20 protein-coding genes are annotated in these 14,638 nt (G+C 39.5%); 2 read left to right on the top strand and 18 right to left on the bottom strand.

The annotated features are described in order from the left end of the window. From rplE to rpsJ, 14 genes are all read right to left on the bottom strand, one after another. Nucleotides 1-515: 50S ribosomal protein L5 (rplE, locus tag E7276_RS11485; protein WP_294217698.1), on the bottom strand; the 515-nt coding region annotated here is incomplete at its 3' end. A 22-nt stretch (nucleotides 516-537) separates the two neighbouring features. Then, nucleotides 538-849, bottom strand: a complete 312-nt coding sequence (gene rplX / locus E7276_RS11490) for a 50S ribosomal protein L24 (protein WP_015548349.1) — start codon at nucleotides 847-849, stop codon at nucleotides 538-540. A 12-nt stretch (nucleotides 850-861) separates the two neighbouring features. Further along, nucleotides 862-1,230, bottom strand: a complete 369-nt coding sequence (gene rplN, locus E7276_RS11495) for a 50S ribosomal protein L14 (protein WP_015548350.1) — start codon at nucleotides 1,228-1,230, stop codon at nucleotides 862-864. An 18-nt stretch (nucleotides 1,231-1,248) separates the two neighbouring features. Then, nucleotides 1,249-1,503, bottom strand: a complete 255-nt coding sequence (gene rpsQ / locus E7276_RS11500; protein WP_028234423.1) for a 30S ribosomal protein S17 — start codon at nucleotides 1,501-1,503, stop codon at nucleotides 1,249-1,251. Nucleotides 1,504-1,538: 35 nt separating this feature from the next. Beyond that, on the bottom strand, nucleotides 1,539-1,745 hold the full coding sequence (gene rpmC, locus E7276_RS11505; RefSeq protein WP_015548351.1) for a 50S ribosomal protein L29: 207 nt from the start codon (nucleotides 1,743-1,745) through the stop codon (nucleotides 1,539-1,541). Beyond that, nucleotides 1,745-2,173 carry a 50S ribosomal protein L16 gene (gene rplP, locus E7276_RS11510; RefSeq protein WP_028234424.1) on the bottom strand — a complete coding sequence of 143 codons (429 nt, stop codon included), beginning with the start codon at nucleotides 2,171-2,173 and terminating at the stop codon, nucleotides 1,745-1,747. Before rplP ends, rpmC begins: the two co-directional genes overlap by 1 nt. A 1-nt stretch (nucleotide 2,174) precedes the next feature. Then, nucleotides 2,175-2,834, bottom strand: coding sequence for a 30S ribosomal protein S3 (gene rpsC / locus E7276_RS11515; protein ID WP_151623229.1), 660 nt, complete (start codon nucleotides 2,832-2,834; stop codon nucleotides 2,175-2,177). Nucleotides 2,835-2,845: 11 nt separating this feature from the next. Beyond that, on the bottom strand, nucleotides 2,846-3,235 hold the full coding sequence (gene rplV, locus E7276_RS11520; protein WP_015548354.1) for a 50S ribosomal protein L22: 390 nt from the start codon (nucleotides 3,233-3,235) through the stop codon (nucleotides 2,846-2,848). Nucleotides 3,236-3,257: 22 nt separating this feature from the next. Next, entirely contained in the window at nucleotides 3,258-3,539 is a 282-nt protein-coding gene (gene rpsS, locus E7276_RS11525) for a 30S ribosomal protein S19 (RefSeq protein WP_028234427.1), read from the bottom strand. Nucleotides 3,540-3,550: 11 nt separating this feature from the next. Continuing rightward, nucleotides 3,551-4,393: a 50S ribosomal protein L2 gene (rplB, locus tag E7276_RS11530; protein ID WP_294217702.1), complete on the bottom strand. Its 843-nt coding sequence runs from the start codon at nucleotides 4,391-4,393 to the stop codon at nucleotides 3,551-3,553. Between the two features lie 71 nt (nucleotides 4,394-4,464). Further along, nucleotides 4,465-4,764: a 50S ribosomal protein L23 gene (rplW, locus tag E7276_RS11535; protein ID WP_294217703.1), complete on the bottom strand. Its 300-nt coding sequence runs from the start codon at nucleotides 4,762-4,764 to the stop codon at nucleotides 4,465-4,467. Continuing rightward, nucleotides 4,764-5,384, bottom strand: coding sequence for a 50S ribosomal protein L4 (rplD, locus tag E7276_RS11540; protein WP_294217706.1), 621 nt, complete (start codon nucleotides 5,382-5,384; stop codon nucleotides 4,764-4,766). The genes rplW and rplD overlap by 1 nt, the downstream gene beginning before the upstream one ends. A gap of 29 nt (nucleotides 5,385-5,413) precedes the next feature. Then, the gene (gene rplC / locus E7276_RS11545) at nucleotides 5,414-6,097 is read right to left on the bottom strand and encodes a 50S ribosomal protein L3 (protein WP_015548359.1); all 684 of its coding nucleotides are present in this window, start codon (nucleotides 6,095-6,097) and stop codon (nucleotides 5,414-5,416) included. A 250-nt stretch (nucleotides 6,098-6,347) separates the two neighbouring features. Beyond that, nucleotides 6,348-6,659, bottom strand: coding sequence for a 30S ribosomal protein S10 (gene rpsJ, locus E7276_RS11550; protein WP_015548360.1), 312 nt, complete (start codon nucleotides 6,657-6,659; stop codon nucleotides 6,348-6,350). Between the two features lie 543 nt (nucleotides 6,660-7,202). Between rpsJ and E7276_RS11555 the strand changes: the two genes are divergently transcribed. Continuing rightward, entirely contained in the window at nucleotides 7,203-8,108 is a 906-nt protein-coding gene (locus E7276_RS11555) for a class I SAM-dependent methyltransferase (RefSeq protein ID WP_330598996.1), read from the top strand. 40 nt (nucleotides 8,109-8,148) lie between these two features. Beyond that, nucleotides 8,149-9,516 carry an MATE family efflux transporter gene (locus E7276_RS11560; protein ID WP_294217709.1) on the top strand — a complete coding sequence of 456 codons (1,368 nt, stop codon included), beginning with the start codon at nucleotides 8,149-8,151 and terminating at the stop codon, nucleotides 9,514-9,516. Between the two features lie 53 nt (nucleotides 9,517-9,569). Here E7276_RS11560 and E7276_RS11565 read toward each other — a convergent pair whose 3' ends face one another. The 4 genes from E7276_RS11565 to E7276_RS11580 all read right to left on the bottom strand — a co-directional run bounded on the left by E7276_RS11565 (nucleotide 9,570) and on the right by E7276_RS11580 (nucleotide 14,628). Beyond that, nucleotides 9,570-10,859, bottom strand: coding sequence for a diguanylate cyclase domain-containing protein (locus E7276_RS11565; protein ID WP_294217713.1), 1,290 nt, complete (start codon nucleotides 10,857-10,859; stop codon nucleotides 9,570-9,572). A 177-nt stretch (nucleotides 10,860-11,036) separates the two neighbouring features. Continuing rightward, entirely contained in the window at nucleotides 11,037-12,068 is a 1,032-nt protein-coding gene (locus tag E7276_RS11570) for an ABC transporter permease subunit (RefSeq protein ID WP_294217716.1), read from the bottom strand. After that, on the bottom strand, nucleotides 12,068-13,114 hold the full coding sequence (locus tag E7276_RS11575; RefSeq protein ID WP_294217718.1) for an ABC transporter permease: 1,047 nt from the start codon (nucleotides 13,112-13,114) through the stop codon (nucleotides 12,068-12,070). Before E7276_RS11575 ends, E7276_RS11570 begins: the two co-directional genes overlap by 1 nt. Then, on the bottom strand, nucleotides 13,114-14,628 hold the full coding sequence (locus E7276_RS11580) for a sugar ABC transporter ATP-binding protein (RefSeq protein WP_294217720.1): 1,515 nt from the start codon (nucleotides 14,626-14,628) through the stop codon (nucleotides 13,114-13,116). Before E7276_RS11580 ends, E7276_RS11575 begins: the two co-directional genes overlap by 1 nt. Nucleotides 14,629-14,638: the final 10 nt, after the last annotated feature.

The raw sequence follows: 14,638 nt of genomic DNA on the forward strand, positions 1-14,638 counted from the left end.
AAACGAAGTAATTCTCTAGCCTCTTCATCTGTCTTAGCTGTAGTTACGAAGATGATATCCATACCACGAGTCTTGTCGATCTTGTCGTACTCGATTTCTGGGAAGATGATCTGCTCCTTGATACCAAGTGCATAGTTTCCTCTGCCATCAAATGAGTTAGGATTTACACCTCTAAAGTCACGTACACGTGGAAGTGCAAGGTTGATGAGACGATCTGCGAACTCATACATCTTCTCTCCACGAAGTGTAGTCTTGCAACCAATTGCCATACCTTCACGAATCTTGAAGTTAGCAACTGAATTCTTAGCCTTTGTTGTAACTGCCTTCTGGCCTGTAATCATTTCCATATCCTTGACTGCAGACTCAAGAAGTTTTGCGTTGTCCTTTGCTTCGCCAACACCCATGTTGACAACGATCTTTTCGATCTTAGGAACTTCCATAATATTCTTGTATCCAAACTTCTCAACCATTGCTGGTACGATTTCATTAAGATACTGATCTTTTAATCTACTCAACGAACTGTTCTCCTTTCTTCAATTAGTCAATCACTTCGCCAGTCTTCTTTGCGAAACGAACTTTTTTGTCGCCGTCCATCTTGAAGCCAACGCGTGTAGGCTGACCGTTATGAAGTAGCATAACATTTGAAGCATCGATAGGAGCTTCCTGCTCGATGATACCGCCTGCCTGATTAGCCATGCTAGGCTTAACATGACGCTTAACCATGTTAACACCTTCAACTGTAACGGTGTTATTTTTTTTATCTACTGCGATAACCTTACCTTCGTTGTTAACATCGCCACCAGCGATGACACGAACAGTATCGCCCTTTTTAATTTTCATTGTTGCCATTCGTTCTTCCTCCTACAATACTTCTGGAGCGAGAGAAACAATCTTCATGAACTGCTTCTCACGAAGCTCTCTAGCTACAGGTCCAAAAATACGAGTTCCTCTTGGAGTCTTGTCATCCTTGATGATGACTGCAGCATTTTCATCAAACTTGATATAAGAACCATCTTTACGACGGGCACCCTTTACTGAACGAACAACTACTGCCTTAACAACGTCACCCTTCTTTACAACGCCACCTGGTGTTGCATCTTTAACGGTAGCAGTAATTACGTCGCCAATGTTGGCATATCTTCTTGTAGATCCACCCATAACACGGATAACAAGGATTTCCTTGGCACCTGTATTATCGGCTACCTTTAATCTACTTTCCTGTTGTACCATTATAGTAGCCTCCTTTAATTATTTTGCTCTCTCGATTACTTCAACAAGTCTCCATCTCTTATCCTTAGAGAGTGGTCTTGTCTCCATAACCTTTACTGTATCACCGATGTGAGCGTCGCCGTTCTCATCGTGAGCCTTAAGCTTATATGTCTTCTTAACGATCTTGTTGTAAAGTGGATGCTTTACATTGTCACGGATTGCAACAACGATTGTCTTATCCATCTTGTCGCTTACAACAACACCTGTACGTGTTTTTCTTAAGTTTCTTTCCACGTTTTTGATCTCCTTTCAAATAATTAAGATTCTTTTTACGCGTTCTTCTCAGCTTCTGTGATAACAGTCTGAATACGAGCGATGTTACGACGAACCTCGCGAATTCTTGCTGTGTTATCTAACTGGTTTGTAGCATTCTGGAATCTTAAGTTGAAAAGTTCTTTCTTAGCTTCTACAAGCTGAGCATTAAGCTCTGCTACTGAAGTGTTCTTTAAATCTTCTACGTACTTTGTATTCTTCATTATGCTTCACCGCCTTCTAAATCCTCACGGGAAACTATCTTGCACTTGCAAGGAAGTTTATGTGTAGCGAGACGAAGTGCTTCTCTAGCAACTTCCTCAGATACTCCTGAGATCTCGAATAATACACGGCCCGGCTTAACAACAGCTACCCAATATTCAAGTGTACCCTTACCTGAACCCATTCGAGTTTCAGCAGGCTTTGCAGTAACTGGCTTGTCTGGGAAAATCTTGATCCAAACTTTACCACCACGCTTAATATAACGTGTCATAGCGATACGAGCAGCCTCGATCTGGTTAGACTTGATCCAAGCTGGCTCCATTGCAACGATACCATACTCACCGTAAGATATCTTATTTCCTCTTGAAGCTTTACCAGCCATGTTTCCACGGAACTGTTTTCTATGCTTCGCTCTCTTTGGCATTAACATATTATTCGGCTCCTCCTTCCACATTCTTCTTCTTTGGAAGTACTTCACCCTTATAGATCCATACCTTTACGCCAACCTTACCGTATGTAGTGTCAGCCTCAGCGAATCCATAATCAATATCAGCACGAAGTGTCTGAAGTGGAATAGTACCTTCATTGTAAGACTCTGAACGAGCCATATCAGCACCACCAAGACGTCCTGAACAGCTTGTCTTGATACCCTTGATACCAGTCTTCATTGCACGACCCATGCAAGACTTCATAGCTCTACGGAATGATACACGGTTTTCAAGCTGACCTGCGATGTTCTCAGCTACAAGCTGTGCATCACGATCTGGTCTCTTGATTTCCTTAATATCAACAACAAGCTTATCGCTTGTCTGCTTCTGGAGCTCTGTCTTAATCTTGTCGATCTCAGCGCCGCCCTTACCGATAACTACGCCTGGCTTTGCTGTATAAACTGTAACCTTTACTCTACCAGCAGCGCGCTCGATTTCAATCTTAGAAACGCCTGCAGCATAAAGCTTCTTCTTAAGAAATTTTCTGATATTATAGTCTTCAACTAAGTAGTCTGAGAAGTTCTCGCCCTCAGCGTACCACTTAGAATCCCAGTCCTTAATAACACCGACTCTTAAGCCATGAGGATTAACTTTCTGTCCCATGTTTTGCCTCCTTAATTTTTCTGATCAAGCACGATTGTGAGGTGGCTCATTCTCTTTTCGATTCTGTAAGCTCTACCCTGTGCTCTTGGTCTGATTCTCTTCATTGTAGGTCCCTTGTTTGCATAGCACTCAGCTACTACGAGGTCCTTACGATCTAAGCCGTTATTGTTCTCAGCGTTTGCAATAGCAGACTTAAGTAATTTTTCTATAACGCTTGAAGCGTATCTTGGATTGTACATTACGATAGCAAGTGCTGTATCAACATCCTTACCACGAATGGCATCAAGTACGAAACAAGCCTTCTGAACTGACATTCTAGCATAAGATAACTTTGCTGAAGGTCTTGTATCCTTTACATCGTTTCTCTCACGTTTAATTTGAGATCTATGTCCCTTAGCCATGATTAAAACTCCTTTCCTCTAACTAGCGTACTTTTGACTTCTTCTCGTCCTTGCCGTGACCTCTATAGGTTCTTGTAGCAACGAACTCACCAAGCTTGTGTCCAACCATGTCTTCTGTAACATATACTGGAACATGCTTTCTTCCGTCATGTACTGCAATTGTATGTCCAACCATCTGTGGGAAGATTGTAGAACGGCGTGACCATGTCTTGATAACTGACTTGTCTCCGCTAGCGTTCATAGCATCAACCTTCTTTAATAAGCTTGCATCAGCAAATGGTCCTTTTTTTAATGAACGTGCCATGTGTATCCTCCTTATTTGATAGCTCTACCATCGCGTCTTCTTACGATGAGCTTGTTAGACTGCTTGTGCTTCTTTCTTGTCTTGAGACCAAGAGCTGGCTTGCCCCAAGGTGTGCATGGACCTGGACGTCCGATAGGAGCGCGGCCCTCACCACCACCATGTGGATGGTCATTAGGGTTCATAACAGAACCACGAACTGTAGGTCTGATACCCATGTGTCTCTTACGACCAGCTTTACCGATCTTAACAAGGTTGTGATCACCGTTACCGATTACACCGATAGATGCGCGGCAGTTAAGAGGTACCATTCTCATTTCGCCTGAAGGAAGACGAAGTGTTGCGTACTTACCTTCTTTAGCCATGAGCTGAGCTGAGTTACCAGCTGAACGAACGAGCTGTCCGCCACGACCTGGATAAAGCTCAATATTGTGAATAAGTGTACCAACTGGAATCTTCTCAAGTGGTAAGCAGTTACCAACTCTAACTTCAGCGTCAGCACCGTTCATAACTGTCATGCCGTCTGTAAGACCAGCTGGAGCAAGGATGTAAGCCTTCTCACCATCTGCGTAGCAGATAAGAGCGATGTTAGCTGTTCTGTTTGGATCGTACTCGACACCAATTACCTTTGCAGGAATTCCATCCTTGTTTCTCTTGAAATCGATAAGTCTATATTTTTGTCTATTACCGCCGCCATGATGTCTAACGGTAATCTTACCCTGATTGTTACGACCAGCATGCTTCTTAAGTGAAACAAGAAGTGACTTCTCTGGAGAGTTCTTTGTGATCTCAGCGAAATCAGAACCAGTCATATTTCTTCTCGAAGGTGTATATGGGTTATATGTCTTAATTCCCATTTTGGTTCTCCTTTCAAAAACTCGTTTATTATCGCACTCGACTGTGCATACATTTAGTTAATAGCTATATTTTAAAGACCTGAGAAAATCTCGATGTCCTTGCTATCAGCTGTAAGCTGAACAATAGCTTTCTTTGTCTTTGCTGTCTTTCCGAAAGTCATTCCACGTCTCTTTGTCTTGCCATCAGCATTCAATGTGTTAACTGAAGCAACCTTTACTCCGTCGAACATCTTCTCAACAGCTTCCTTAATCATTGTCTTGTTAGCTTCTGGATGAACTAAGAATGTGTACTTCTTCTCAGCCATAGCGTTCATTGACTTCTCTGTGATTACAGGCTTTAGGATTACGTCATAATATTGTACATTTGCCATTATGCATATACCTCCTGAATCTGATCTACAGCAGCCTTTGTTACAACTACTGTGTTGTACTTAAGGATGTCATAAACGTTGATTGTGTTTGTAAGAGCTGTCTTTACTGTAGGAATGTTCTTTGCAGACATAACTACGTTCTGATCGTTAGAATCAAGAACAACAAGTGCCTTCTCAACGTTAAGGTTTGTTAATACCTTTGCGAAATCCTTTGTCTTAATAGCGTCAAGCTTAAGCTCGTCAACAACGATGAACTTGTTCTCGTTAACTGCAGAAGTGAGAACTGACTTAAGAGCTGCTCTCTTTTCCTTCTTATTGAGCTTAAACGAATAATCTCTTGGTGTTGGAGCGAATACTACGCCACCACCTGTCCACTGTGGAGATCTTGTAGAACCCTGTCTTGCATGACCTGTTCCCTTCTGTCTCCAAGGTTTTCTACCACCACCAGAAACCTCAGAACGTGTCTTAGCCTTCTGTGTTCCCTGACGGTTATTTGCAAGCTGCTGGACAACTGCCATGTGAACTAAATGCTCATTAATCTCAACTGCGAAGATGCTGTCGTTAAGATCCATGGTGCCAACTTCTTTGCCTTCCATATTATATACGGATACTTTAGCCATCGCTAAGTTCCTCCTTTCCTATCGTAAGATTACTTTCCTGCTTTAACTGACTCTTTGATTGTTACAAGAGACTTCTTTGGTCCTGGAACAGCACCCTTTACTAAAAGCAGATTGTTTTCAACGTCAACACGTACAATCTCAAGATTCTGGATTGTAACTCTTGTTCCGCCCATCTGACCAGGCATTCCCTTGCCCTTGAATACACGGCTAGGTGATGAACATGCACCATTTGAACCCTGATGTCTGTGGAACTTAGAACCATGAGCCATAGGTCCTCTGTGCTGACCTAATCTCTTGATAGCACCCTGGAATCCCTTGCCCTTTGAAGTAGCTGTAGCGTCTACCTTGTCGCCAGCCTCAAAGATATCAGCCTTGATTTCCTGAGCGAGTGCGTAATCTGCACAATTATCAAATCTGAACTCTCTAACAAATCTCTTTGGCTCAACACCAGCCTTATCGAAGTGACCCTTCTCTGGCTTGTTTACGCCATTGCGATGAATGATTTCTTTGCGTCCGTTAGCATCTTTATTAACAAGCTTTACTTTCTTGTCAACAAAGCCTACCTGAACTGCATCGTAACCGTCGTTCTCTACTGTCTTGATCTGTGTAACAACACAAGGACCTGCAGAAAGAACAGTTACAGGAATAAGCTCGCCGCCTTCATTGAAGACCTGAGTCATTCCGACCTTTGTAGCTAAAATAGCCTTCTTCATTTTTCTTACCTCCATTTTCTACAGCGGAACGCTTCTTGCCCATCTCATATCGTTGGGGTAGCGGAACCGTTCATCCTAGAACAGTGTCATATAAGTGGAACCAGATAAGAAATCTAAGTTGCTTCTATATAAAACCATCTTGGATGTTTAACTAAAATTGGTTGAACTCATAATGTGACTCGCCATCATAATTCGCTTTGCGAATAGGCTCGTCGCCGTTCACGATTTTCATAGAAAATCCTGAAATTAATTACTTGTTCTTGATGCTGATCTCAACACCTGCTGGCATCTCTAACTTAGAAAGTGCTTCAACAGTCTTCTGTGTTGGGTCGATGACATCAATCAATCTCTTATGAGTTCTCTGCTCGAACTGCTCACGAGAGTCTTTGTACTTATGTACAGCTCTAAGAATTGTAACAACTTCCTTCTTTGTTGGAAGAGGTACTGGACCACTAACCTGTGCTCCGTTCTTCTTAACAGTCTCGATGATTTTCTTGGCAGATGAATCTACTAACTCATGATCATAAGCCTTGAGTGTGATTCTCATAACTTGATTTGCCATAAAAAAAGTCTCCTCCTTTTTCGTTTTTCTGATTTCTGAGAAAAATCGAACAAGTGGCGACTGTACACTTACCCGTGTGTATCATGGTTTAAAACTCAAAGTTCGAACCAAGTTCTCACACGTCGTCTCCGCAAACGCGGACGGTTTTCTGTTGTACAGTGACTTGTCGTCAGTTTCCTAACTTGACATTCGCTCCACGGAAAACCAACCATTAAAGGTTGCAACCTCACGCTTCATAGCTATCATGTCACAGCAAGTAATAATATACACGAGAATATAGATAGACGCAACAAAAAGAATAAAATAATTGTATTTTTTTTAGAACAATATAGAGAGGTACAAAATCTAGTGGTTTTCTTAAAATTTTGTAACTATAAAACATTGAACATTGATAATCTTTAAGTATAATATTCAAAGCACGATGAATTTCTTTCATATAACATATGAAGTAATTCATTATGTAAAGAAATATACCTACATATTAATATAGAAAGGATTGCCATCAATATTTGTTACTTCACATATTCATAGTAGCTTTTTATTATGGCATTAGTGAAACATATGGATTCAGCAAAAAATTGGAAGGACTATGAGATAATCGATTGTTCTTCTGGAGAAAAGCTTGAACGTTGGGGTGATTATATTCTCCTTCGTCCAGACCCACAGGTTATCTGGAATACCCCAAAAAAGTCTTCTTATTATAAGAAGCTTAACGCACACTATCATCGTTCAAATAAAGGTGGTGGTGAATGGGAGTTCTTTGATTTGCCTGAGCAGTGGACCATTAGTTATCCTGTCTGCAGTCATGATCTTCACTTCAACCTTAAGCCATTTGCTTTCAAGCACACAGGTCTTTTTCCTGAGCAGGCTGTTAACTGGGATTGGTTTTCTTCTATTATTAATAAGGAAATAAAAGAAAAGAACCGTCCAGTAAAAGTATTAAATCTTTTTGCCTATACTGGTGGTGCCACTTTGGCAGCTGCAGCTGCTGGTGCACAGGTTACACATGTGGATGCTTCAAAAGGAATGGTTCAGTGGGCAAAAGAAAATGCTGTCTCATCTGGACTTGCTGATGCTCCAATTAGATGGCTTGTAGATGACTGCCGTAAATTTGTTGAACGTGAAATTAGACGCGGTAATAAATACGACGGTATTATCATGGATCCTCCTTCTTATGGAAGAGGCTCCAAAAACGAAGTATGGAAAATCGAAGATGATATTTTCCCATTTATAGAGCTTTGTGAGCAAATTCTATCAGAAGACGCTTTATTCTTCTTGGTTAACTCATATACAACTGGTCTACAGCCTGCTGTACTTAATTATATGATTAGTACCGCATTGTTAAAGAATCATCCTGGAACAGTTACCGCCGATGAAATTGGTCTTCCAGTAACAGAATCAGGACTTATTCTTCCATGCGGTGCCAGCGGAAGATGGACAAGACAATAGCTCAATAATTATTACTATATTATAGAAGGAACACAAACATATGACTACTACATCAAATCCATTGGGAACCGAACAAATCGGACCATTGTTACGTAAATTTGCTATACCAAGTATCATCGCCATGCTTGTAGGCTCTCTCTACAATATGGTTGACCAACTCTTTATTGGAAATTTCGTTGGTGCTCTTGGAAATGGTGCAACAAATATTCAATTTCCACTTTCTATTCTAAATGTATCAATTGCATTGTTATGTGGAATTGGCGCCGCTTCTACATTCAATTTGGCAATGGGTCGCGGCGAGACAAAGAAAGCCGGTTATTATATTGGAAACGCCGTAACAATAATGTTTTTAGGGGGCCTTATCCTAACAATCATAACTGAGCTTTTCTTGGAGCCAATACTTTTAGCATGTGGTGCAACAGAGAATATTCTTCCATACGCTGTGGAGTATTCAAGAGTCTGTGCTTTAGGATATCCACTTTTCATTTTATCAGCAGGTGGTAGTCATTTAGTTAGAGCAGACGGTAGCCCAAATGTTACTATGGCCATCAACTTAGTTGGTGCCATCGTAAATACGATATTAGACTTCTTCTTTGTTGCTGTGTTCAACTGGGGAATGGCCGGAGCTGCTGTTGCCACAATCATCGGACAATACATTGCTGGCATAATGGTAATCGTATATCTTACTCGTTTTAAAACTGTAAAATTATCGATAAAGCACTTTATTCCACAGGCCCACATTATTGCATCAATTGCATCCTTAGGAACAGCACCTTTCATCAATCAAATTGCGATGATGATTGTACAAATCACAATGAACCGTGTTATGGGACATTATGGAGCACAATCAATTTATGGTTCAGATATTCCAATTACATGCGCAGGCATCATCTCAAAGGTTAATGGAATTTGCTTCTCATTTGTAATTGGTATTTCTCAAGGTTTACAGCCAATTATCAGTTTTAACTATGGAGCCAAGCAGTATAAGCGAGTTAAGGATGCATTACTCCTTGCTTTAAAAATAGCAGCTTGTATTACATTTGCTAGTTGGGCTTGCTTCCAGCTATTCCCACGACAAATCGTTTCTATATTTGGTTCTGGTGATGAGCTATACTTCCAGTTTTGTGAGAAGTACTTTAGAATTTTCTTATTTGGTATATGTAGTGCTTTTTTACAGCCAATATCATCAAACTTCTTTACATCAATTGGAAAACCATATAAAGGAATTTTTATGTCTCTTACAAGACAAGTACTATTCCTTGCTCCACTAATTATTTTCCTTCCAATGATTTTTGGATTCAATGGAGTTCTCTATGCAGGACCAATTGCGGATGTTCTTTCATTCACAATTTGCTTGATACTAGTTCGTATGGAGTTTTCTCATCCTGAATTTAAATATGCTAAATAAATAAAAAACAGGTGTCACCATAAGGTGGCACCTGTTCTAATTTAGATGTACTATTACTTACAGACAATTTGATTACGTCCAGTTTCCTTGGCTTCATACAAATTGTCATCTGCTCTTTTCAATGTTTCATCAACTGATTCTTCTGGTGACATAAAGGTTAATCCAAAGCTCATAGTGATTTGACGATCTGAATCAGGAACCCAGATGGTTCTTATATCATCCATGATTATCTCTAGCTCTCTACGAGCTATATCAAGCTCTCTATTTTCAAAAATAATCAAGAATTCCTCTCCGCCCCATCTAGCAACGAAGCCTTTTCCCACCATGCCGGATTTAAGCTTAGCGGATACCATCTTCAATACTTCATCACCCATTTCATGGCCGTATGTATCATTAACCTTTTTGAAGAAATCAATGTCACTAATGCAAATGCAATATTTAATGCCCTGCTCCACAGAACGAATCCTGATTTCTTCGAGCTTTTTATCAGCAGAGCGTCTATTATTAAGCTCTGTTAGGGCATCATACTCTACCAAGGTTTTTATAGAACGAGCCATGCGTTTACCATCATTGGCCAAATGACGAAGCTCATCATCAAGCTGCATAAGCTCTCTAGGCATTTCTTTATCGAAATCACCGTTAGCCAACGAATTCATGTATTTATCCATTTTGAAAATTCTGTTTGCAAGATGTCTGTTGTAGCGAATCATGATTATACCAAAGAATAAAGCTACCACGACGCATATTCCTACAACAGGAAGCTCATACCTAATTACTTCATTTATAACATCACCACTGGCACGACAAACAGCAATCATTCCTATAACTTCGTCTTTATCATTTTTTAAAGGTGTGTAATAGGCATAACTCCTTTGGTCGTAAACCATTACATTATCATAAAAAGCCGATTGTCCACTATCTATTACTTCCTTTTTTACTATAGAAGAAGCTTGCGTACCTATTGCACTATTACCATCGTCGTCTGCTAATGTGGAAATAATTCGAACATCTTTATAAAAGATTGAAACATCTACGTCTAGTTTTTCGGAGAATAGATTCATGAGACTATCATTACTATTTATCAGCTGATCACCTTTGTATATTTTTAATTCATTAGCATCCTCTGACTCTTCTACTCTATATTCTCCTTCATAAAATTCATCAAAAATAAACCCAACCACTTCTGCATCTCGAATTAGCTCTTTTTCTATTTGGTCAGTTATTGTTTTTCGAACAACGTGTCCACTTACAGCCACAATCGCAATTGTCATAAGAATAAGAGGTATAAGTGTCATTTTAAGCATTTGATTTTTTAAGCTATTTTTTAACTTCTTATCCGCCATAAGGCCTCCTGCTACTTTACATTAATCCTATTGTATAATACATCTTCTTTTTGCAATATTAATGTTTATATGGTGAACAAATATAGATTATTTCTTATAAATTCAGTGTTATAGAAAACGAATTAGGGCAGATGCTAATGCATCTGCCCACATCCGAGGGATTATTGAAAAAGAAAGTTACTTATTTCGGCGTGCTTTAACAAGTGCAAACACCGATTGAAGGATTATAAACACACATAAGAGAGCTGCTGTTGCAATGTTAGCCCAACTAGAAAGAAGTTTTCCATTTGTGTTTACTAATACTGTAATAGTACCGTTAATAAGTACACCAAAGAAGGAACCAATGACATTACCAACACCACCGGTAAGCAATGTGCCACCAATAACCGCTGATGCAATTGCATCCATTTCAAGTCCTCTTGCCTGATTAACTGAACCTGACATTGTATTTAAGCAATATAAGATTCCACCAATTGAACAAAGGAATGATGAAAGTACATGAGAAAGCATTTTTGTTTTCTTAACATTAAGTCCCATCATTGTTGCTGATGTTTGGTTTCCACCTACAGCATAAAGGTTACGACCAAACTTTGTATATTTAAGCATAAGGAAGATTATTACTAAAACTATAATGGCTATTAAAACTGTTGGTCTCATGTAAGGTACAACTACCTTTCCATGCTTATTAACCTGACCTAAGAATTCTGGTAAATTGATTTTTGTATTAGCCCAAGCATAGAAAGTAGGGTTGTCTGCTTCGGTAATAGAAATCTGTCCAGAACAAATAACGGCTGTCATTCCTCGTCCAAAGAACATACCTGCCATTGTTACGATGAATGGCTGGATTTGTAAATATCCAACTAAAAATCCTTGTACAAGGCCAAATACCAAACCGATAAGAAGTACTAAAAGTACCATTGGAACTGCTCCCATATGCCACTCTGTCATGCCATATACCAAAAGCATACAATCCATGGCGATTACAGAACCAACTGAAATATCGATTCCACCTGTTAACATTACGCAAGTCATACCACATGTTACACAGATAAGACCTGCATTATTAATAAGGATGTTTAGGAAAGTCTGAAGGTTTCCAAAGCCCTTATTCTGATAAATTGCACAACCTACAGCATACATAAAAACAAATAAGCAGATTGTGATAATAATTAATACTGTGTTTGAATCAAGTTTCTTTTTTGTTTTCATTATGCTGCCTCCTTTACATGAGCCTTCTGGGCTTTACGTGCTGCCATATAGGCTTTGAATACAGGAGCCTGCACAACTACAATTATTATTACTATGATAGCTTTGAATACTGGTGCAACATCTGTTGATACACCCATAGCAAGAAGGGTTGTTGTTATTGCTTGGATTGTATAGGCACCAATTATTGAACCTGCTAGGTTAAATTTACCACCGCCAAGTGAGTTACCGCCAAGTGCAACTGCAAGGATGGCATCCAACTCGTAGTTTAAACCGATATTATTTGAATCAGCTGAATAAATTCTAGATGAAGCAACAATACCTGCAATACCAGCACATAAACCGCAGATTACGTAGCAGATAAAGCAAATTACATCTGAGTTAATACCAGAAATTCTTGCTGCTCTACTATTAATACCAACTGACTGAATATAAAGTCCAAGTGCTGTTTTTCTAAGGAAAATAGCTACAACAAGAATAACTGCAATAGCTACAAATACTGGTGTTGGAATAGGGCATCCAGGGATAAAGTTACCTAAGTATTTGTATTCCTCAACACGAATATATGTAATCTGGTTGTTACAAAGAAGAAGTCCTATAGCTCTGGCTGCCGTGAACAAAATCAACGTTGCAACCATTGGTTGGATTTTAAGTTTTGAAACTAACGCACCATTGAAAGCTCCACAAACACCGCCCATTAATACACCTGCAATCATTCCAACTGCAATAGGCATAACAAGAGCTGAAACATTTGTATTACCGTAACCAGCCAACAACATACAGCAGCTACATGCTGATAGTGACATAACTGATCCAACTGAAATATCAGTTCCCGCTGAAACTGCAACTACTAAGGTCTGTCCAACTGCAAGAATTGCAATTTCAGAACCTCTATTTAAAATATCAATTACTCTACCAAATAAAACACCGTTGCTAATTTTGATTGCAAAAAAATCTGGTGATTTAATCAAATTAATTAACAAAACCAATATCAAACAGAAAATTGGTAAGAACAGTGGCTTTTTAGTAAGCTTCTTAAAATTCTCCATTATTCTCCACCTCCTGCAATGGCTGCCATGACTGTCTCCTGAGTCATTTCACCAGATATCTCCCCTACCTGGGCACCATCACGCATTACGTACATTCTTGTGCATGTACGAAGCATCTCTTCAATTTCAGACGAAATAAATACGATACTCATGCCCTCTTCCTCTGCAAACTTAAGAGCAAGCTTTTGGAATTCAGTTTTTGTACCGATATCAATACCTCTTGTAGGCTCATCCAAAATTAAGAAGTCCGGATGTGTGCATAACCACCTAGCAAGAATAACCTTTTGTTGATTACCACCTGAAAGCTGATTGATTGGTGTTTCGCGAGATGCTGTTTTTATCTGAAGCATATCAATAAATTTGTCAGCTATCTCATTTTGTTTAGCCGCTGGAATTTTCTTAAACAAACCGTTTCTTGCCTGAAGTGCAAGAATAATATTTTCTCTAACTGACAAATCACCAATACAACCATCAGCTTTTCTATCATCTGGCAAGTAACCCATACCCGCCTTAATAGCATCGATTGGCTCTTTAATATTTACAGTTTTACCCTTAACCTGAAGAGTACCGCTTTGAGCTCTATCAGCTCCGTAAATGCATCGAACCATTTCAGAACGTCCAGATCCTAACAGGCCGGTAACGCCAACAACTTCGCCTTTTCTAATCTGGAAATCAAATGGTTTGATTTTACCTTTATGACTAAGATTTTTGGCATCAATTACTACTTCGTCAGAAACATGGCCTGCTCCCTCTTTCTTAATAGATGCCAAATCATCAAAGTCCTTGCCAAGCATTGCCGCCACAAGCTTGACACGAGGCATTTCCTCAACAGTATATTCACCTGCGAACTCACCATTTCTAAGAACGGTGATTGTATCGCATACTGCATACACCTGCTCAAGGAAATGAGTTACAAATATAATTCCAACTCCCTTAGCTTTTAGGTCTCTCATTACTTTGAAGAGCTTTTCTACTTCGTTATCATCCAATGATGATGTTGGCTCATCAAGAATAAGCACCTTACAATCCATATCTACAGCTCTTGCAATAGCTATCATCTGCTGAATTGCAAGAGAATAATTTTCAAGCGCAATAGTTACATCAATTTTTATGTCTAGACCATCCATTATATCCTTTGCACGTTTATTCATTTCACGCCAATCGATGGTACCAATTTTTGTTTTTGGCTCACGACCAATAAACAAGTTTTCAGCAACAGTCAAATTAGGACAAAGGTTAACTTCCTGATAAACTGTAGCAATTCCTTTTTCTTGTGCCTCTAGAGTAGAGTGATTAACTACTGGTCCATCAAAACCAGCTACATGAATCTCTCCTGCATCAAGAGAGTAAACACCTGTCAAAACCTTAATAAGTGTAGATTTACCAGCACCATTTTCTCCCATGAGCGCATGGATTTCACCCTTTCTGAGAGTAAACTGGGCATGGCTCAAAGCCCTTACACCTGGAAAGGATTTGGATATGTCACGCATTGTAATCAATAAATTTTCATCCATAATCTTTTCT

It is taken from the genome of Pseudobutyrivibrio sp., from assembly GCF_015057185.1.
Taxonomy (GTDB): domain Bacteria; phylum Bacillota; class Clostridia; order Lachnospirales; family Lachnospiraceae; genus Pseudobutyrivibrio.